At 69.7% G+C, this 20319-nt stretch carries 20 protein-coding genes; 19 read left to right on the top strand and 1 reads right to left on the bottom strand.

Annotated features, from left to right (window positions below; all coding sequences use genetic code 11):
• Positions 1-28: 28 nt before the first annotated feature.
• The 10 genes from GEV10_19150 (at position 29) to GEV10_19105 (ending at position 10994) form a co-directional block, all read left to right on the top strand.
• Positions 29-841 carry a helix-turn-helix domain-containing protein gene (locus tag GEV10_19150; protein ID MQA80568.1) on the top strand — a complete coding sequence of 271 codons (813 nt, stop codon included), beginning with the start codon at positions 29-31 and terminating at the stop codon, positions 839-841.
• Between the two features lie 199 nt (positions 842-1040).
• Positions 1041-2009, top strand: a complete 969-nt coding sequence (locus tag GEV10_19145; protein ID MQA80567.1) for a cyclase family protein — start codon at positions 1041-1043, stop codon at positions 2007-2009.
• A 6-nt stretch (positions 2010-2015) separates the two neighbouring features.
• Complete coding sequence (locus GEV10_19140) at positions 2016-2894, top strand: hypothetical protein (GenBank protein MQA80566.1); 879 nt, start codon at positions 2016-2018, stop codon at positions 2892-2894.
• Between the two features lie 87 nt (positions 2895-2981).
• The gene (locus tag GEV10_19135) at positions 2982-3845 is read left to right on the top strand and encodes an ABC transporter permease subunit (protein MQA80565.1); all 864 of its coding nucleotides are present in this window, start codon (positions 2982-2984) and stop codon (positions 3843-3845) included.
• Positions 3821-4687, top strand: coding sequence for an ATP-binding cassette domain-containing protein (locus GEV10_19130; GenBank protein ID MQA80564.1), 867 nt, complete (start codon positions 3821-3823; stop codon positions 4685-4687). The genes GEV10_19135 and GEV10_19130 overlap by 25 nt, the downstream gene beginning before the upstream one ends.
• Positions 4688-4698: 11 nt before the next feature.
• Positions 4699-5727: a PhnD/SsuA/transferrin family substrate-binding protein gene (locus tag GEV10_19125; GenBank protein ID MQA80563.1), complete on the top strand. Its 1029-nt coding sequence runs from the start codon at positions 4699-4701 to the stop codon at positions 5725-5727.
• A gap of 100 nt (positions 5728-5827) precedes the next feature.
• Positions 5828-6853, top strand: coding sequence for a PhnD/SsuA/transferrin family substrate-binding protein (locus tag GEV10_19120; GenBank protein ID MQA80562.1), 1026 nt, complete (start codon positions 5828-5830; stop codon positions 6851-6853).
• A gap of 1 nt (position 6854) precedes the next feature.
• Entirely contained in the window at positions 6855-8000 is a 1146-nt protein-coding gene (locus GEV10_19115) for an alpha/beta hydrolase (protein MQA80561.1), read from the top strand.
• A gap of 22 nt (positions 8001-8022) precedes the next feature.
• The gene (locus GEV10_19110; protein MQA80560.1) at positions 8023-9216 is read left to right on the top strand and encodes a prolyl oligopeptidase family serine peptidase; all 1194 of its coding nucleotides are present in this window, start codon (positions 8023-8025) and stop codon (positions 9214-9216) included.
• A 38-nt stretch (positions 9217-9254) separates the two neighbouring features.
• A complete protein-coding gene (locus GEV10_19105; protein ID MQA80559.1) occupies positions 9255-10994 on the top strand; it encodes a CocE/NonD family hydrolase in 1740 nt (579 codons plus the stop codon).
• A 60-nt stretch (positions 10995-11054) separates the two neighbouring features.
• On the opposite strand, the gene ald is transcribed toward GEV10_19105, so the two are convergent.
• A complete protein-coding gene (gene ald, locus GEV10_19100) occupies positions 11055-12170 on the bottom strand; it encodes an alanine dehydrogenase (protein MQA80558.1) in 1116 nt (371 codons plus the stop codon).
• Positions 12171-12287: 117 nt separating this feature from the next.
• On the opposite strand from ald, the gene GEV10_19095 reads away from it, so the two are divergent.
• The 9 genes from GEV10_19095 to GEV10_19055 all read left to right on the top strand — a co-directional run bounded on the left by GEV10_19095 (position 12288) and on the right by GEV10_19055 (position 20021).
• Positions 12288-12800, top strand: coding sequence for a winged helix-turn-helix transcriptional regulator (locus tag GEV10_19095; protein MQA80557.1), 513 nt, complete (start codon positions 12288-12290; stop codon positions 12798-12800).
• 114 nt (positions 12801-12914) lie between these two features.
• Positions 12915-13478 (top strand): hypothetical protein, encoded by a 564-nt coding sequence (locus GEV10_19090; GenBank protein ID MQA80556.1) that lies wholly within the window; start codon positions 12915-12917, stop codon positions 13476-13478.
• A gap of 13 nt (positions 13479-13491) precedes the next feature.
• Positions 13492-13911: a hypothetical protein gene (locus tag GEV10_19085; GenBank protein MQA80555.1), complete on the top strand. Its 420-nt coding sequence runs from the start codon at positions 13492-13494 to the stop codon at positions 13909-13911.
• A 5-nt stretch (positions 13912-13916) separates the two neighbouring features.
• Complete coding sequence (locus GEV10_19080; GenBank protein ID MQA80554.1) at positions 13917-14786, top strand: CoA ester lyase; 870 nt, start codon at positions 13917-13919, stop codon at positions 14784-14786.
• Positions 14787-14806: 20 nt separating this feature from the next.
• Complete coding sequence (locus GEV10_19075) at positions 14807-15904, top strand: hypothetical protein (GenBank protein MQA80553.1); 1098 nt, start codon at positions 14807-14809, stop codon at positions 15902-15904.
• Between the two features lie 13 nt (positions 15905-15917).
• Positions 15918-17168 carry a CoA transferase gene (locus tag GEV10_19070; GenBank protein ID MQA80552.1) on the top strand — a complete coding sequence of 417 codons (1251 nt, stop codon included), beginning with the start codon at positions 15918-15920 and terminating at the stop codon, positions 17166-17168.
• The gene (locus GEV10_19065) at positions 17165-18310 is read left to right on the top strand and encodes an acyl-CoA dehydrogenase (GenBank protein MQA80551.1); all 1146 of its coding nucleotides are present in this window, start codon (positions 17165-17167) and stop codon (positions 18308-18310) included. Before GEV10_19070 ends, GEV10_19065 begins: the two co-directional genes overlap by 4 nt.
• Before the next feature lie 3 nt (positions 18311-18313).
• Positions 18314-19501, top strand: a complete 1188-nt coding sequence (locus GEV10_19060; GenBank protein ID MQA80550.1) for an MFS transporter — start codon at positions 18314-18316, stop codon at positions 19499-19501.
• A gap of 49 nt (positions 19502-19550) precedes the next feature.
• Positions 19551-20021: a heme-binding protein gene (locus tag GEV10_19055; GenBank protein ID MQA80549.1), complete on the top strand. Its 471-nt coding sequence runs from the start codon at positions 19551-19553 to the stop codon at positions 20019-20021.
• Positions 20022-20319 lie beyond the last annotated feature (298 nt).

The following is a 20319-nucleotide window of genomic DNA, read 5'->3' as shown; positions in this document are numbered from 1 at the left end:
GTTTCCGCATATACGGGGAGGTCGCGATGTGGCAGGTGGTGTCACGGTCGTGAGCCTGGCCGAGGAACGCCTCACCAGGCACAGCACGGCGAGCAAGCTCGTGAGTCTGCTCGAGGCGCTCGCCGCGCACGAGCACGGCATCGGCGTGCGCGAGCTGGCGCGCGACACCGGCATCGACAAGAGCGCGGTGTCGCGGCTGTTCGACCAGCTGTGCGAGCTCGGTGTGGCCGAGCAGTCGGAGGTGTCGGGACGGTTCCGCGCGGGGCCGCGCCTGTTCGCTCTCGCCGCGACCATCCACGGCCGCGACACGATGTGGGAGGCGGCCGAGCCGATCGTCCGTACGCTCGCTGCCCGCTTCGACGAGACCTGCTACCTCGCGACCCGCGAGCTCGACCAGATCATGTTCCGGGAGAAGGTCGACTGCGACCACACCGTGCGTTACGTCATCGACGTCGGCGAGCGCTCGCCGTTGCACGCGGGGGCCGGTGGGCGCGCCATCCTCGCCGGACTGTCGCCCGAGGAGTTCGAGGAGGTCATCGAGCGCACCGAGCTCGCCTCGGTGACGTCGCAGACGATCACCGAGCCCGACGAGCTGCGCCGCCAGATCGGCGAGGACCGCAGTCGCGGCTACTCGATGAGCATGGGGGAGCGGGTGATCGGCGGCTGCGCCATCGCCGCCCCCTTCTTCTCGGCCGGCGGCGTCTGCCGGGGGTCGATCGTGTTGACCTGCCCGGCGCAGCGGTTCGACGTGCGCCTGGCCCCCGAGATCGCCGACGCCGTCCGGTCCGCGAGCCGCCAGCTCTCCGCCCGCCTCGGCCACGCCGTCACCCCGGAGGGCTGACGCAGCCGCGCCCCGCGGCGCGCACCCGTTTCCGTCGTAAGTCCCGCGCGCCCCCTTGCGCGAGCACACGTCCGCGGGTGACACTGAATAACGAGACACTGTTGCACTGTTGAGACGATTCTCGGACCGCGCCGCGTGCACCTGTCGCGGTCCGGCTTCCGACGTCTCGAGCCGACCGCACCGACGCGGAGGAGAGCAGATGGCGGAACCGACCATCGAGACCGTCAAGGAGCTGTGCCGTCGGCACACCAACTGGGGTCGGTGGGGTCCCGACGACCAGCGCGGCACGCTCAACCTGGTCGGGCCGGAACAGGTCGTCGCCGCCTCGCGCCTCGTCCGCTCCGGTCGGGTCGTCTCGATGGCCCTGCCGTTCGACGAGCACGGGCCGCAGCAGGGCACGTTCAACAGGTTCAACCCGATCCACCTGATGACGCGCGACGGCGCCGACGCGCTCGTCGGGACGTCGGTCAGGGACTTCTACGGGGGCGTCGACAAGTACTTCCGCGGCACCGACGACATCGTCATCATGCCGCTGCAGAGCGGCACCCAGTGGGACTCGCTGGCCCACGTCGTCTACGACGACATGATCTACAACGGCTACAGCGCCGACCAGGTCAGCAGCAAGGGTGCGTTGAAGAACGACATCTGCAACGGCGCCGACAGCATGGTCGGTCGTGGCGTCCTGCTCGACGTCCCGCGGAGCCAGGGCCTGTCCTGGCTCGAGCCCGGGACGGCCATCGGGGCGGACGACCTGCAGCGGGCCGCCGAGTTCGGCGGCGTCGAGGTCGGCGCCGGCGACTTCGTCTTCGTCCGCACCGGGGTCATGGCGTCGGTGCGCGCCGCCGGACGGTGGGGCGACTACGCGGGAGGCGCCGCTCCCGGCCTCGGGCTCGCAAGCGTCGACTGGATCGCCGAGCGCGACATCGCCGCGGTCGCGACCGACACGTGGGGCATGGAGGTGCGCCCCAACGAGACCCCCGACGTCTTCCAGCCCCTGCACATCGTCTTCATCGTGCACATGGGCCTGTGGGTCGGCGAGATCTTCGACCTCGAGGCGATCGCCGACGACTGCGCCGGTGACAGCGTGTACGAGTTCATGTTCTGCGGCCCGCCCCTGCCGTTCACCGCCGCGGTCGGGTCCCCGCTGAATCCTCTCGCCGTGAAGTAGGTCGCGATGCCATTCACCCTCGCAGTCGTCAACACCCTCACCCGCTTCGGCGACGACGCCGCGGAGGCCAACCTCGCCGCCGCGGCCGCGTACGTGCGACGCGCCGCGGAGGGCGGAGCGCAGCTCGTCTGCCTGCCCGAGACGTTCCCCGGGTCGTGGCGCAGTCCGATCCGGTGGACTCCGGACCGGGAGCTGGCGGAGATCGCGCGCGACAACGGCGTCTACCTCGTCGGCGGGTTCGCCGAACCGCTCGACGAGGAGGGTGTCCGCTGCTTCAACACGCTCGCGCTGTTCGGGCCCGACGGCGTGGAGGTGGGGCGCTACCGGCGGACCGTCCCCGCCCATGCGCCCTGGATCTACCGCGGCGGCGCGTACTGGGACTTCGACTGGGTACCGGCCGACGACCTGCCGGTCTTCGAGACGGAGCTCGGCACGGTGGGTCTGCTCATGTGCAGCGAGGTCTACGCCCCCGAGCAGGCACGGATCCTCGCCCTGAAGGGGGCGGAGGTCATCCTGCTGCCGGCAGGGCTGATCGGACCGGAGCGGCTCCCCGGCGGTTACGGCGGCGCGCTCTACGCGACCTGGCGCACGCTCGCGTGGGCGCGTGCGATCGAGAACCTCGCGTACACGGCACTGTGCTCGAACATCCCCGAGGAGGGACGCAAGGCGTTCGCGATGATCTGCGGGCCCGAGCAGATTCTCCTCGAGGAGCACGCCGAGGGCGTCCACCTCGCGACGGTCGACATCGACAGGATCCGCTGGCTGCGCGCGGAGCATGACCGCACGGTCGTGGGTGAGTCGCCGTGGCGGACCAAGCCGGGGACGCTGCGGGACTGGCGGCGCAAAGAGGTCTTCGCGGCCAACCCGATTCTCGCCGAGTCCTGACCGTCGTGTCGCGAGCTATGGACGGACGGCCATCCCCGCGCACATACTGCACTGTGTAATGTGCATGGCTCTTCGGAGGAGGCCTCGATGATGCCGGGCAAGGTGACGGGCACGACGTCCGACGACGACGCGCGGGAGGTCGGTGCGTTCGTCCCGGTCGAGGCGACGGAGCGACGCGGCCTGGTAGGGCTGTACCGAAGACGGTCGGTGCTCGTCCACACCGTCCTGACCGTGCTCCTCGGCCTCGGTATCTGGCAGATCGCCGCGGCCAACGCGAGCGGACTCGTCATGGCGTCGCTCGGCGAGATCGTCGAGGCGTTCGTGACGTCGCTGCGCTCGGGCCAGCTCTGGACGGACTTCTTCGCGAGCTTCCAGGGCTTCACGATCGGCTTCGTCATCGCGTCGATCGCCGGTGTGGTGATCGGCGTGCTCATGGCGACGTCCAAGGTGGTCTTCGACTTCCTCGACCCGTGGGTGTCGGCGCTCTACTCCACTCCGCTCATCGCACTGGCGCCGCTGTTCATCGTGGTCTTCGGCATCGGGTTGACGGCGAAGGTCGCGGTCGTCATCACGCTGGCGATCTTCCCCGTGATCATCAACACCGCCGCAGGCATCAAGACGACCGACCGCAACCTGATCGAGTGCGCGCACTCCTTCGGTGCCGGCCGGTTCCAGATCTTCACCAAGGTGCTGATCCCGTCGGCCGTGCCGTTCATCGTGACCGGCCTGCGGCTCGCCGTCGGACGCGCGCTGATCGCGGTCGTGGTCGCCGAGTTCTTCGGTGCCCGCGCGGGACTCGGCCACATGGTCTTCACCGCCTCGCAGAACTTCGCCACCGCGGACGTGTGGTTGGGCGTGTTCGTGCTGGCCATCATCGGCATGACACTGATCAAGCTGATGTACCGCTTCGAAAGGTGGCTCGCCCCATGGCGCGACTTCAAGATGCCGTGACGCCCTCGACGAGCGCGACGGTCCCTCCGCGACTCGAGGCCAGGGGGCTCTCGAAGTACTTCAGCCAGCGCGGCAGCGTGCTCGAGGTGCTGCGCGACATCAACTTCAGCGTGGCTCCCGGCGAGTTCGTCGCGATCCTCGGCGCGAGCGGCTGTGGCAAGACCACCCTGCTGCGTACGGCCGACGGCCTCGAGCGCGCGAGTCGCGGCCAGCTCCTCGTCAACGGCAGGGAGGAGACGGCGCCCGGACCCGACCGCGGGGTCGTGTTCCAGCAGGACAGCCTCTTCCCATGGCGCACAGTGCGCAAGAACGTGCTGATGGGCCTGGAGTTCCAGGGCAAGCCGAAGAAGCTCGCCAACGAGCAGGCGATGCGCTGCATCGAGCTCGTCGGGCTCGCGGGCTTCGAGGACTCGTACCCGCACGAGCTGTCCGGTGGCATGCGGCAGCGGGTCAACCTCGCACGTGCGTTCTGCATCCAGCCCGAGCTGCTGCTGATGGACGAGCCGTTCGCCGCACTCGACGCGCAGACCCGCGAGATCATGCAGACCGAGCTGCTGCGCATCTGGAGCGAGACGGCGGGCGGCACCGTGCTCTTCGTCACGCACCAGATCGACGAGGCGACGTTCCTCGCCGACCGCATCATCGTGCTGACGGCACGCCCGGGCCGGATCAAGGAGATCGTCGACGTCCCGTTCGACCGGCCGCGTGACCTGTCGCTGAAGCGGACGCCCGAGTTCGTCGCGATCATCGACCGCATCTGGACCATGATCGAGGAGGAGGTCCGGTTCGCGATGGGGATGAAGATGACCACGAGGACGAGCAACGAGCCGCCAGTCTCCTAGAGAGGACCACCATGGACACCTTCCGCCAGGCCCGGCGCCTGGCAACGATCTGCGTGCTCGCTCTCGTCGTGTCCGCCTGCGGGGGCTCGGGCGGTGACGGCGACGACGAGAGCCTGCAGCCGCTGTCGGTCGGCCTGACCACGTTCAACTCGCTCCACCTCCCGATCCTGATGGCGCGGGACGAGAAGCTCATGGAACCGTTCGGCATCGACCTGGAGATCAACACCTTCCAGAACACCGGTCAGATCATCCCCGCACTGCTCTCCGGCTCTCTGGACATCGGCACCGCGACGCCCGAGCAGATGTTCGCTGCGCAGGACGAGGAGCCGGAACTGAAGATGATCTGCTCCGAGGTCTCCACGAACCCGTACAGCCTGATCGTCTCGCCGAACATCAAGACGATCGACGACCTCAAGGGCAAGACGATCGGCGTGACCGGCATCGGCGCGAGCGCCGACTACTTCACCGCGGTGCTGATGCTCGAGGACGCGGGACTGAAGGAGAAGCAGGACTACACCTTCATCAACGCCGGTCCTCCTGCCCAGCGCGCGACCGCTCTCATCGAGGGTCAGGTCGATGCCGTGATGAGTTTCGAACCGGACGCGCAGAAGCTCGTCGACAAGGGGATGAAGTCGATCGCCGAGGCGTCGGAGCTCGACAACCTGCACGACGTGATCATCGCGATGTACATGGCGAAGCAGGGCTGGTACGAGGACGAGGACAACCACGAGCTGGCCGTCGACTTCTTCCGGGGTTACCTGGCCAGCGTCGAGTGGCTCTACGACCCGGCGAACAAGAGTCGGGCCGTCGACATCATCGCCAAGCAGATGAAGGTGTCGGACAAGGCCGCGACCGCCACCTACGACAAGTTCGTCACCGAACTGAAGGCCTACCCGAAGGACGGCAGGATCGACCCCGCCTTCCTGGAGACGACGGCGAAGAACGCCAAGATCGCCGGCGTCAAGGCCGCCCCCGCCATCGACTCCCTGCCGGACAGGTACGACAACTCACTGGTCGAGGAGGCGGCGAAGCAGAAGTAGCGCAGCCGCCAGGACTGCCACAGCCAGCACATCAGCGGTCGTCGCAACGTTCGGCGCCCCGCGGATCCGTACGCCACGAACGTGAGAGGTAGGTGACGACATGCGCACGTACAGGTGGGTTCGATGGCTCGCGGCCGTGCTGGCGGTCACGGTCCTGGCGGCCGGGTGCGGTCCAGGTGGTGGCGACGCGGGGGAGGGCGGCCGGCACAAGGTGCCCGTGGGCGTGACGTCGCTCAACTCCCTGCACCTGTGGTTGATCGTCGCGCGCGACGAGAAGCTGATGGAGCCGTACGGCGTCGACCTCGACATCGTCACGTTCCAGAACACGGGCCAGATCACGCCGGCGCTGCTGTCCGGATCGGTGAACTTCGGCATGGCCGCGCCCGAGCAGGTGTTCAGCGCCCAGGAGGAGGAGCCCGGCCTGAAGATGGTCGCGGCCGAGATCACCAACAACCCCTACAGCATGATCGTGTCGCCGGAGATCAAGTCGCTGAAGGACATCAAGGGCAAGACGATCGGCGTCACCGGGATGGGTGCGAGCGCCGACTACTTCACCGCGAAGCTGCTGCTGCAGGCCCACGGTCTCGAGGAGAAGCGCGACTACAACTTCACCAACGCGGGACCGCCGCCGCAGCGCGCGACCGCGCTGCTGGAGAACCAGATCGACGCCGTGATGAGCTTCGAGCCGGACGCGCAGAAGCTCGTCGACAAGGGGATGAAGTCGATCGCCGCCGCGTCGGACCAGCCGAACCTGCACGACGTCCTCATGGGCTCGATCATCGCCAACAAGGAGTGGTACGACGAGAACCGCGAGGTGGCCGTCGACTTCATGCGCGGCTATCTCGCCAGCGTCAAGTGGCTGTACGACCCGAAGAACAAGGACAAGGCCGTCGCCGACATCGCGGCCGAGATGAACGTCTCGGAGAAGGCGGCCGCTGCGACGTACGACCAGTTCGTGACGACGCTGAAGGCGTCGCCGCTCGACGGGCGGATCGACCACGCCTTCCTCGAGAGGACGGTCGAGAACATCAAGAAGGAGGGGTTGAAGAACGCTCCTCCTCCGGGAGAGCTCAAGTCCAAGTACGACAACTCGCTGGTCGACGCCGCAGCGAAGGGCAAGGGCTGACATGCGACGGAGCGGGCAGCGGTGGGTGACCGACTCCCTGATCACGTCTCTCGGGTTCGATCTCGTCTTCCCCGACGCGTACATCGGCTGGCTCGAACAGGGCATGCGGCTGCAGGACTACAAGCGGACGATGGCCAGGGTCAGGTCGACCGAGATGCTCGGCAAGGCGTGGTCGGTCACCGCGGCGGACCTGGTGGGCCGGGCCGAGGGCTGCGAGGCGAAGGGACACCGCGAGAGCGCGCTCGAGTTCTACCACCGCGCAGCCTTCGCGTACGGCAAGGCGTTCTGGGGGAACAAGAGCGCGGAGACGCACGAGCGGATGCGCGAGGCGTACGCGAAGGCGGTGGACCTGGTGCCGTACACCGTGCGGCGGGTCGAGATCCCGTTCGGCGAGCACACGGTCTACGGCGTGCTGCACCTTCCCGACAGCACGGAGCCCGCACCCTGCGTCGTCTTCGTGCCCGGCATGGACATGGTGAAGGAGGAGTACCCGAACCTGCAGGAGAACAGGTTCGTCAAGCGCGGCCTGGCGTGCCTGTCGATCGACGGTCCCGGCCAGGGCGAGACGTGGCTGCACGGACTGCACGTGACACCCGACAACTACGCGGAAGCCGGATCGGCGGCCCTCGACTTCCTTGCGACCGAGCCGGCCATCGACGACGAGCGCATCGGCGTCTTCGGGTGCAGCATGGGCTCCTACTGGGCGCCCACCATCGCCGCGCGCGATCCGCGCGTCAAGGCGTGCGCCGCCGCCATGGGGTGCTTCCTCGACAAGCACATCATCTTCAACGTCGCGCCGCCGGCGTTCAGGAAGAACTTCATGGAGATGTCGGGCATCCATGACGACGCCGCGTTCGACGAGATGGCGGAACGGATGACCCTGGCCCGGTTCGCGGCCGACATCCGTTGCCCGACGCTGCTGATGCACGGCGAGTTCGACCAGTTGTGCCCGCTGTCCGACGCCCGTGAGCTCCTGACGATGCTCGACTGCCCGAAGGAGCTGTGGGTCTACGAGAACGAGTTCCACCCGCTCGGCCGGCAGCGTGGCGAGATGTTCGCCGCGGCGGCCGACTGGCTGAGGGACCGGCTCACCGGCGACACCGCGCCCGATCTCGACGCGGAGGTCTGGATTGCCGAGCCCAACTGACACGCACGGAGGAGGACGTTCCATGACGGACGAGGTCGACGGCGAGCTGGCGTTCACCTACTTCCCCGACGACTACCGGTGGTCGCACGGCCTGCTCATCGCGCTGAACACCGCACCCTGGGGCGGGGCGGAGATCGGCGAGGTGCACCGGGTCGGCCTGCGCCTGAAGGACCGCGTCGGCGACGACGAGGCGTGGTTCCGTGAGTGGGCGGCGGAGGCCGAGACGGTTGAGGCGGCCGGCCGCGACCGCGGGTCCTCCGGCCATGCGCGCAGCGCGGCATCGTACCTCTTCCGCGCCGCGAACTACTACCACGTGGGCGAGCGGTTCGTTCAGCCGAAGACGAAGGAGAGCGACGCCGCGTACGAGCGTGGCGTCGCGTGCTTCCGCGACGCGGTCGGTCTCGTCGACCGGCCTCGCGTCGAGCCCGTCGAGATCCCGTACGAGGACGGGTCGCTGCCGGCCCTCCTCGTCCACGCGGAGCGGCGTCCGGGCGACACCGCGCCTGCGCCGGCGATGGTGTACTTCGACGGCTTCGACATCACCAAGGAGATCCAGTACTTCAAGGGCGTCGCCGAGCTCGCGGCCCGTGGGGTGTCGTGCCTGATCGTCGACGGACCGGGCAACGGTGAGGCGATCCGCTTCCGCGGATACCCACTGCACCACGAGACCGAGCGGTACGCGACGCCGGCGTACGAGTGGTTGGCGGCGCGTCCCGACGTCGACGAGAACCGCATCGGGGTCATGGCGATCAGCCTTGGCGGCTACTACGCGCCGCGGGCGGCGGCGTTCGAGCCGCGGTTCGCCTGCTGCGTGGCGTGGGGCGCGCAGTGGGACTACCACGCGACCTGGGCGGCACGGTTCGCCCGGCTCGACGAGGCGCAGACACCGTCGCTCTCCGTCCCGTGGCGGCACCTGCTGTGGGCGTTCGGCGTCGAGACGCGTGCGGAGGCGATGGCCAGCCTCGAGCCGTTCCGCCTCGACGGCGTCGTGCAGCGCATCGGCTGTCCGTTCCTGCTGCTCCACGGCGAGGGTGACGAGCAGGTGCCACTCAGCGACGCGCAGCGCTGCTTCGACGCGGTCGGCTCCGCGGACAAGACGTTCCGCGTCTTCACGCGCGGGGAGGGCGGCTACCACCACTGCCGGATCGACAACGTCAGCATCGGCATCAGCGCGATGTGGGACTGGGTCGAGGACGTCCTCCGACCCCGCTCCTGATCGTCCACCTCCACTGCACGCACACCTCGGGAGAGCTCATGGAACAGGTCCGCAGCGTCGTGTCCGACGGGATTGCCGTCGACTGGGACGTGCCGATCCCGATCGACGACGGCCTCGTCCTACGCGCGGACGTCTTCCGTCCGGTCGAGGACGGCGAGTACCCCGTCATCATGGCGATGGGGCCGTACGCGAAGGGCCTGTCGTTCCAGGAGGGGTTCAAGGGCAACTGGGACCGGATGATCGCGGCCTACCCGGAGGTCGCCGAGGGCACGACGAACACGTACCAGAACTGGGAGCTCGTCGACCCGGAGAAGTGGGTGCCCGACGGCTACGTCTGCCTGCGGGTCGACTCGCGCGGCGCGGGCCGTACGCCCGGGTACCTCGACGTCTGGTCGCCACGGGAGACCAGGGACTTCTACGAGTGCATCGAGTGGGCGGCCGCGCAGCCGTGGAGCAACGGGCGGATCGGGCTGCTGGGCATCTCGTACTACGCGATGAACCAGTGGCACATCGCCTCCCTGCGACCGCCGCACCTGTCGGCGATCTGCGTGTGGGAGGGCGCGGCCGACCACTACCGCGACCTGTGCCGGCACGGCGGGATCCTCTGCGACTTTCTCGGCGCCTGGTACGCCCGGCAGGTCGTCCGCGTCCAGCACGGCGTCGGCGACCGCGGGTTCCGCAACCCGGTGACGGGCGACACGGTCGCCGGCCCGGAGACGATCGCCGAGGATGTGCTCGTGAGCAACCGCGCCGAGCCAGGACGCGACGTCCTCGCGCGGCCGCTCGACGGCGAGTACTACCGGCAGCGTTCGCCGAACTACGAGCGCATCAGCGTCCCGCTGCTGTCCGCGGGCAACTGGGGTGGGCAGGGCCTGCACCCACGCGGAAACCTCGAGGGCTACCTGGCGTCGGCGTCGGAGCAGAAGTGGCTGGAGATGCACGGCGACTCGCACTTCTCGCCGTTCTACAGCGACCGCGGCGTCGCCCTGCAGAAGCGGTTCTTCGGCCACTTCCTCAGGGACGAGGAAACCGGCTGGCAGGACCAGCCTCCCGTCGAGCTGCAGGTGCGGCACCCGGGCGAGAAGTTCGTCACCCGCGCGGAGCGCGAGTGGCCGCTCGCTCGGACGCGCTGGACGAGGTTCTACCTCGACCCCGGTGAGCACGGCCTCGGCGAGCAGGCGGCGACCGGCGACGACGTCTCGTACGACACGACGGGGGAGGGCGTGACGTTCCGGACCCCGCCGCTCACCGAGCAGCTGGAGATCACCGGTCCCGTCGCGGCGAAGCTGTTCGTGTCGTCCGACACCGCCGATGCCGACGTCTTCCTCGTCCTGCAGGTCTTCGACCCCGAGGGCGAGGAGGTCACCTTCGTCGGCTCCAACGACCCGCGCACGCCCGTCGGCCTGGGCTGGCTGCGCGCGTCGCAGCGCAAACTCGACGAGTCGCGCAACACGCCGGGCCGGCCGTACCACCCGCACGACGAGTCGTGGCCGCTGGAGCCCGGCGTGCCGGTGGAGCTCGACGTCGAGATCTGGCCGACCTGCCTGGTCGTCCCCGTCGGCTACACCCTCGCGCTGAACGTGCGCGGCAGGGACTACGAGAACGACGGCACCGTGGTACCCGGTGCGATGTACCCGTTGAAGGGCATCGGCCCGTTCACCCACACGAACCCCGACGACCGCCCGGCCGAGGTGTTCGGCGGGACGAATACCCTGCACTTCGCCGCGGGCAAGGAGCCCTACCTCCTGCTTCCGGTGATCCCCCCGGCAGAGGCATAGCCGGGGCCCCCGGTCGTGGTGCCGGCGCCCGTTGGGGTCCCCGGTTGTGGTGAGGGCGCCTCAGCCGAGGAGCTGCGCGACGGGGGTGGCGTCGTAGCCGTGCGCCATGGCGACGGACGCGTTGGTGAGTGCGCCCCCGCTCGTGTTGAGGCCGAGCGCGAGGGCGGGGTCGCCGCGCAGCGCCGCGCGCCAGCCGCGGTCGGCGAGTGCGAGGCAGTAGGGCAGCGTGACGTTGGTCAGCGCGTGGGTCGAGGTGTGCGGCACGGCGCCCGGCATGTTGGCGACGCAGTAGAACAGCGACCCGTGCACGGGGTACGTCGGCTCGGCGTGCGTCGTGGGGTGGGAGTCCTCGAAGCAGCCGCCCTGGTCGATCGAGATGTCGACCAGCACCGAGCCGGGCTTCATCCGCGACACGAGGTCGTTGCTCACGAGCGTCGGTGCCTTGGCGCCCGGCACGAGCACCGCGCCGATCACCAGGTCGGCCTCGAGGACGGCGGCCTCGAGCGCGTAGGCGTTGGACGTGACCGTCGTGACGTGTCCGCGGTACGCGGTGTCGACCTCCCGCAGCCGGTTCACGTCGCGGTCGAGGAGCAGCACGTCGGCGTGCATGCCCACCGCGATGGCGGCGGCGTTGCGCCCCGACACTCCCGCGCCGATGATGACGACCCTCGCCGGATGCACCCCTGGTACACCGCCGATGAGCACGCCGCGACCGCCGCCGTGCCGCATCAGGTGGTACGCGCCGACCTGGGTGGCGAGCCTTCCGGCCACCTCCGACATCGGTGCGAGCAGCGGCAGCGAGCGGTCCGGCAACTGCACCGTCTCGTACGCCACCGCGGTCGTGCCGGCGGCCAGCAGCGCGTCGGTGCACTCCCGGGAGGCGGCGAGGTGGAGGTAGGTGAACAGCACCTGGTCGTCGCGCAGCCGGTGGAACTCCTGCTCGACCGGCTCCTTGACCTTGAGGATCAGCTCGCCGGCCGCCCACACGGCGTCGGCCGAGTCGAGGATCTTGGCGCCGGCCGCCAGGTAGTCCTCGTCGGGAATGGCGGACCCGGCACCGGCGCCCGCCTCGACCACGACCTCGTGCCCGTGGGTGACGAGCTCACGCACGCCGGCGGGGGTGAGAGCGACGCGGTACTCGTGGTCCTTCACCTCGCGCGGAACACCGACTCGCACACGTCCTCCTCAGCACAAGAGCCTCTTAGAACAAGAGCCTCACGGATAGGCATGATCATGAATCATCGGAGGGTCGGGCGCCAGTGAGTCGTTCGAAGATTCGATAGAGTCGGGCACATGTCAGCGCAATCATCGGACGCCCGATCGCTCGGCACCGCTGCTCCGAAGGATCTTCGGGCTCCCGTGCTCGACGAGATCGACCACCGCATCCTCCGCCACCTCGCGCGGGACGCGCGGCTGCCCAACAACGCCCTGGCGGAGCGGGTCGGCATCGCCCCGTCCACCTGCCTCGGACGGGTACGCGCGCTGCGCGAGCGCGGGGTGCTGCGCGGCTTCCACGCCGACATCGACCCCGCGGCCCTCGGCCGCGAGATCGAGGCGATGATCTCGGTGCGGTTGCAGGCCCATGCGCGCGGCAACATCACGAGGTTCGCGCCGCGGGTCGCCGAGCTCCCCGAGGTGCTCAACGTGTTCTTCCTCGGTGGGCCCATGGACTTCTACGTGCACGTCGCCGCCACCAGCACGCACAACCTGCGCGACCTCGTCGTCCGGCTCAGTGCCGACCCCGACGTCGCGAACACCGAGACCCACCTGATCTTCGAGCACATCCGCAGCGGCACCCACCACTGACCTCGTGCGCCCCAGGCATCTCCAGACAATGTCTCGTATTGCTGATCCGAGACGGATTGCCTGCCCGATCCCCTCGGACCCTTGCGCCGCATTGCCCCGGTGTCTCACACTAGAATGAGACAGTGTTGCGATAATGATCCTGCGGCCTCTGGGGGTCCCATGAGCGTGCCGGCCTCGTCGGCGAACGCGGCCGAGACGGACGGTCTCGACCTCGCCGAGTGGCCGGGTGCGGCCCGCACCAGCCGCACCGTCACCGTCACCCCTCAGGACATCGCGCGGTTCGCCGTCGCGATCGGTGCCACCGACGACGTCCACTTCGACGCGGCGGCGGCCAGGGCCCGCGGCCATGCCGACGTCGTCGCGCCCGACCTGTACTACGTCGCGCTGCGCACGGGCGTCTTCCACCTCGTCCCGCAGCACGAGTTGCACGACGAGGGCACACCGCTGCGCGACATCCCGCCGATCTCGTTCCGCCAGGCCATGGCGGGGGAGACGACAGCGGAGCTCTACCGGCCGTTCGTCGCGGGCGACGTCGTCACGTGCACGCGTCACGCGGAGTCCGTCGTCCGCAAGGAGGGACGCAGCGGCACCCTCACGTTCGTCAGGTTCGAGTACCGGTACGCCGACGCCGCCGACGAGCCGTACGTCGTGGAGCACTTCACCCGCATCTTCCGTTGAGGAGGTCAGCCGCATGGAACCCGCGGAAGTGTTGCGCGAGGGCACGGTCCCGCAGGCGACGCGGACGTACCGGACGCAGGACCTGTTCCTGTTCAGCGCGGCCACCTGGAACCCGCACCGGGTGCACTACGACCAGCGCTACACCCGCGACGTCGAAGGCCACGACGAGCTGCTCGTGCAGGGTCCCCTGCAGGCGGTGCACTTGTTCCAGGTGCTCGGTGACGCGCTCGTCGACGGTGCGCGCCTGACGTCGGTGAGCTACCGGCACCTGGCCGCCCTGCACGTCGACGAGCAGGTCGTCATCGGCGGTCGGCTGCAGGCCGTCGACGACGCGACGGCGACCGTCGAGATGTGGATGGAGCGGGCCGAGTCGGGGGAGCGGACGACGACGGGTACCGCCGTCGTGAGCCTGCCTATGAGTGGGACGAGGTGAGCGGGGTGCGTGCCTTCCGTTCGATGCTGTTCACGCCGGGGAACCGGCTCGACCTGGTCGGCAAGGCGACGCGGTCGGGGACCGACGCGGTCATCGTCGACCTGGAGGACGCCGTCCCCGTCGCCGCGAAGCCGCAGGCGAGGGACAACCTCGGCGAGATCGAGCAGGCGGAGGTGCCGGTGTTCGTCCGGCTCAACGGCGGCGACACCGAGTTCCTCTGGCCCGACGTGGTGGCCGCCGGCCGGGCCGGCGTCGCGGGCGTGGTGCTGCCGAAGGCCGACGATCCGCAGTTGCTGCGGCGCATCGACGGCGCGCTCACGGCTCTGGAGCTCGACGCGGGCCGCGAGGCCGGCTCGACGGAGATCGTGCCGCTCGTCGAGAGCGCCCTCGGGGTCGCCCGCATCAACGACGTCGTCACGAGCAGCCCGCGCATCCGGTCCGTCCTGTTCGGGTCGGGCGAGGAGGGCGATCTCGTCGTCGACCTCGGGTGCGAGTGGACGCCGGACGGCACCGCGTTGCTGACGGCGCGTTCGCTGGTCGTCATCGCGGCGCGTGCGGCGGGCATCGAGCGGCCGATGGACGCGGTGTTCATGGACTTCAGGAACCTCGACGCGCTGCGCACCGAGTGCGAGCTCGCGAAGCGCGTCGGCTACGTCGGCAAGGTGGCGATCCATCCGGCGCAGGTCGAGGTGATCCACCAGGTCTTCACGCCCACCGACGACGAGGTGGCGTACCAGCGGATGGTGCTGGAGAAGTTCGAGGAGGCGGTGGCGAACGGGTCCGCGTCGATCGGTGTGGACGGACGGATGGTCGACTACGCCGTCGCGCGCCGGGCGCGACAGGTGATCGCCCGCGCCGAGGCGGCGCGGCGCTGACGGAACAGGTAGGTGACGACATGGCACGGAGTCGGCAGATCACCGGCGGCGTCGGCGTCGCGATCATCGGTTGCGGCACGATCGGGCGCCTGCGCGCGCAGATCGCCCACCGGCACCCGTCGGTCGGCTACCTCGCGGTCTGCGACGTCGACGAGGCGAAGGCGCGGGCGCTTGCCGAGGACTGCGAGGCAGACGCGTGGACGACCGACGCGGCCGAGCTCGTCCGCAGCGACGCGATCGACGCGGTCATCGTCGCGACCACGGAGGACGCCCACTTCGACCCGTCGATCGCGGCGATCGACGCGGGCAGGCACGTGCTCGTCGAGAAGCCGTTCGCGATCCTCCCCGAGGACGGCGACAAGCTGGTCGCGGCCGCGGACGCGAAGGGTGTCGCGCTCTACTCGGGGTTCACCCAGCGCTTCCGCCGTCGCTTCCTCGCGATGAAGCAGCACGTCGACGACGGCTACCTGGGCGAGGTGACGAGCGCGCATGCCTCCATCTACCTGACCCAGGCCGTCGCCAAGGCGGTCATCTCACGCGCCAGCACTACGACGCCGTCGATCAACACGTTGACCTACTGCATCGACCTGCTGCTGTGGTACCTCCCCGGCCGGTGGCCGGTCAGCGCGTACGCGCAGGGCGCGCGTGGCCGCATCTTCGACGAGCACGGCACCCCCGACTCGACGTGGTGCGTGCTGACGTTCGACGACGGCGCCGTCGCCAACCTCGGGGTGAGCTGGGAGCTGCCGGAGTACTGGCCCGCGTACGTCGCCACCATGGAGTTCGAGCTGTTCGGACGCTCCGGCGTGCTCAGCGTCAAGGACGACCACAGGGACATCCTGCTCGCTTCGGACCAGGCCGTGCCGTCGCCGTACACGCCCGACGTCAGCATGAACGTCGCGATGCTGGGCTCGGCGATGCCGGGAGACTGGGCGCTCGGTGAGTACTTCGGTGCCATGAAGGACGAGACCCACGCGTTCGTCGAGAGCGTCGGCACCGGCCGGGTCCATCCGATCCTTGCCACCGGTCAGCAGGGTCAGGACGTACTGCAGGTGTCGTTGGCGATCGACGAGTCCGTGCGCACGGGCGAGATCGTCTCCCTTCGTCGGCCGGCCTAGAAGGAGTGTGCCCATGAGCGGGATGCTCGACGGGATCACCGTCCTCGAGCTCGGCCAGGTCATCGCGGGCACCTACGGCGGCGTGATCCTCGCGGACATGGGTGCCGAGGTCATCAAGGTCGAGCCGCTGAAGGGCGACGCCAACCGCAACGCGGCGATCGCGCCATGGCGAGGGGAGAGCTCGATCCACCTGTTCATGAACCGCAACAAGAAGAGCATCGCGCTCGACCTCAAGAGCGCCGAGGGCCGCGCGCTGTTCTACGGCCTCGTGGAGCAGGCCGACGTCGTCATCGACAACTTCCGGCCCGGCGTGATGAAGCGCCTCGGCATCGACCACGACACGCTCAAGGAACGTAACCCCGACCTCGTGACGGCGTCGGTCACCGGGTTTGGTGAGTACGGCCCGGCGAAGGACAGGCCCGCGTTCGACCTGGTGATCCAGGCGTTCTCGGGGCACCTCCACGTCACCGGTGAGCCCGAAGGCCCGCCGTCGCGGGTGGGCATCCCGCTCGCCGACATCGCCGGTGGCCTCTTCGCGTGTGTGTCCGTGCTCGGCGGGCTCTGCGGTCGCCTGCTGCACGGCCGCGGCGAGCACGCGGACGTCGGCATGCTCGACTCGCTGGTCTCGATGCTGTCGTACGACGCGCTCGACCACCTCAACAGCGGACGCGCGGTCACCCGTCAGGGCACCGCGCACGCCCACATGGTGCCGTGGCAGGCGTTGTCGGTGAAGGACGGCCACGTCGTCATCGCGGCACGCGAGGACAAGTTCTGGCGACGGCTGTGCGATGCCATCGGGCGCCCCGACCTCAAGGACGACGCCCGTACCGCCGGCAACAGCGCGCGGGTGGCCAATCGCGAGTTCGTCACCTCGGTGCTCGAGGACGCGTTCGGCGGCAGGACGAAGGACGAGGCCATGGCCGTGCTCGACGAGTACGACATCCCGTCCGCCCCGGTCAACGACTTCGACGGGGTCTTCTCCGACCCGCAGGTCGTCGCCCGCGGGCTCGTCCGCAGCTACGACCATCCGGAGCTGGGCCCGGTGCGCTATCCCGCGAGCCCGATCCAGTACCAGGACTGGACGTTCCCCAACGCGACGGCACCGATGATCGGCCAGCACACGGCCGAGGTGCTCGCCGACCGGCTCGGCCTCGACGACGCCACCATCTCCGGACTGGCCGAACGCGGCCTCATCGGCGTCTGGGAGCCCCAGGCCGACGCGGAGGTCGGTGCGCGTCCACACGGCGAAGGAGTGGTGCCATGAAGGGTAACGAGACCACCGACGAGCAGGAGATGCTCAGGAGCACGGTGCGCGACCTGTTCGCGAAGCGTTACCCGCGCGAGTACGTGCGCGAGTGCGACCGCGAGCACCGCGCACCCGTCGAGGCGTTCAAGGAGCTGGGACAGCTCGGGTACCTGGGCGTCAACGTCGCGGAGGAGTACGGCGGCGGCGGTGCCGGCACGTCCACGGTGGCCACGCTGCTCGAGGAGCTCGGCAGGGGATTCCTCGACCTCGCCTTCTGGACCTTCCGCAACCTCGGCCACGGTGCGCACGCACTCGGCACGCACGGCACACCCGAGCAGCGGCAACGGTTCCTGCCGGCGCTGGCGCGCGGCGAGATCTCGGTGTGCTTCGCGCTGACCGAGCCCGACTCCGGCTCCGACGCGGCGGCGATCAGGACAGCGGCGACACCGACAGGCGACGGATACCGGGTCACCGGTGGCAAGATCTTCTGCTCCGGGTTCAAGGTGTCCGACTACGTCCTGACTGTCACGCGGACGAGCACGGGGAAGCGCAAGCACCACGGCATCACGCTGCTGCTCGTGCCGACCGACAGCCCCGGTCTCACGGCCAGGCCGCTGGAGACGCTGGGGCACTGGCCGCTGGGCACCACCGTGCTGCACTTCGACGACGTCGAGGTGCCCGCGGAGAACCGGATCGGTCCGCAGGACGACGGCTGGCCCGTCCTCATGGACGTGCTCGAGTTCGAGCGCCTGTGCCTGTCGGCCGCGCGGATGGGCGCCGCGCAGTCGGCGCTCGACGACGCGCTCGCGTACGCCAAGGAGCGCCACCAGTTCGGGCAGCCGATCGGGGCGTACCAGGCCGTCAGTCACAAGCTCGCCGAGATGCAGCTGATGGTCGACATCTCCCGGACCCTCGTCTACCGCTACGCCGAACGCCTCGACCAGGGGACCAACACGGTCCGCGACGCGGCGATACTGAAGCTCTACGTGAGCGAGGCGTACAAGGCGGTGGCCGACATGGGCGTGCAGATCCTCGGCGGCTACGGCTACACGATGGAGTACGACCTGCAGCGCCACCTCCGCGACTCGCGTCTCGGCACGATCGGCGCGGGCACGTCGGAGATCCAGCGAAACATCATCGCGAAGACGATGGGTCTCTGACGGTTGGCCGTCGCCCTCGCCGGCCGGCCGCTGCTCTTCGCGACGGTGACGACGACGGCGTCGATCTCCCCGCTGTTCCTGGTCGGCGCCCAGGCCGTGCAGATCGGTGCCGACCTGCGGCTGAGCCCGGCGACGCTCGGCAACGCGGTCGCGCTCTTCTTCGGCCTCACGGCACTCTCGTCCGCGACGCTCGGCCGCCTCGTCGAGCGTGCCGGCGTGCGGGTGAGCCTCGTCGCGACGATGGTGGTCAGCTGCGCCTCGCTCGCCGGCGTCGCCGCCGCGCAGTCCGTCGTCCACCTCGCCCTCGCGCTGGCCGTCGGTGGCCTGGCCAACGGCGCGGTCCACCCGTCGACCAACAAGCTGCTCTCCGCCGAGAGCGCGCGGGTGCCGCTCGGCCTGTCGATGGGGGTCAAGCAGAGTGCCCCGGCCCTCGCGGGGCTGCTCGCCGGTCTCGCCGTCCCCGCGGTCGCGCTGACGGTGGGCTGGCGCTGGTCGTTCCTCGCGGCGGCGGTCCCGACCTTCCTGCTGGTCTTCGCCGCCGCCCGGGTCGCTCCGCAGGAGCCACGCGAGGCGCGCCCGGTGCGCGGTGGGGGGATCGCAGGCCCGCGCCTGCTCGTCGTGGTGGCGGTCGGAGCCGGCTGCGGCGGGGCCGCGGGCAACTCCCTCGGCACCTTCCTCGTCGACTACGGCGCCAACGGGGCCGGGGTCGCCGAGGGTGCGGCCGGCCTGACGCTGGCGGTCGCCAGCGGCATGGGACTCCTCGGACGCATCGGCGCCGGCATGTTGATGGACCGGCCGCGGGGTCCAGGACCCGTGCCGCTCACGGTCGGCCTGCTGATCGCGGGCACGGTGGGACACCTGCTCGTCGGCACCGGGAACACCGTGGCGTACGTCGCGGGCGCGATCGTCGCGTACGGGCTCGGCTGGGCCTGGTCGGGCCTGCTGCACTACGCGGTCGTCGTGGGCCACCCCGCCGGTGCCGCGCGGGCGACGGGCGTGCTGATGACCGGATTCGCGTCGGGCGGCTTCCTCGGCCCGCTGGTGCTCGGGCACGTCGCCCACGCCGTCGGCTACCAGGTGCTGTGGGTGACGACGGCCGTCCTGAGCGCCGTGTCCGCGGTGCTGCTGTGGTGCGTCCACAGGATCGCGGAGTCGGAGCGAGGAAGCGGTCACGGGGTGGTGGCACCGTGAGGTGTCGGGGTGTGGTGAGGTCGGGGGCGGAACGTACGAGGAGGAAGTCATGGCGTCAGAAGGAAGGTCCACGGGTGCCGGGCGTCTCGGCCTGGCGGTGGCCGAGGCGATCGCGGCCCACGCGCTCGAGCTGCGTCTCGAACGCGGCTACGACCCGCTGACCGTCGCGGTGCTGGACGCGGGCGGGCACGTCGTGCTGCTGCACCGCGAGGACGGTTCGGGGATCATGCGGCCGCAGATCGCGTCCGGCAAGGCGTGGGGAGCCCTCGGCATGGGGCTGCCGAGCCGCGAGATCGCGCGCAGGTCGCAGAAGCAGCCGGAGTTCTTCGCCGCGCTCGCCGCACTCGCGCCCGGTGGTCTCCTGCCGGCACCCGGCGGCGTGCTCGTCCGCGACCCGGAGACCCGGGACGTCATCGGCGCGGTCGGCATCAGCGGTGACACCTCCGACCGCGACGAGGAGTGCGCGGTCGCGGGCGTCGAGACGGTCGGCCTGACCGCCGACGCGGGGACGGCTGCCTGAGCACCCTCGGCGTGTCCCCGCTGATCACGTTCATTCGAAAAGAGCGGCGGCCAGGGACCCCGTGAGGGGCACCCTCACCGCGCCAGGACACGGTGAGGGTGCCCCTCACGGGCCTGGCCGTGGCGCGTGCCTGAGGCGAATGATCATGTTCAGTTGATGAACACGTCCTTCCCATGGCCCATGCGCCATGGGAAGGACGTACTCACCATGGGAAGCCGGCGCACCGGCCACGACTAGGGACCCAGCGGGGGGTGGTGGTCACCTTTCACCCGTAGGGGATGGCCCGCCAGGGTCCTCC

The sequence above is a fragment of the Streptosporangiales bacterium genome, from assembly GCA_009379955.1.
Lineage (GTDB): Bacteria > Actinomycetota > Actinomycetes > Streptosporangiales > WHST01 > WHST01.
The sequence above is the reverse complement of the archived record's forward strand: the minus strand, read 5'-3'. Positions and strand labels throughout refer to the sequence as shown.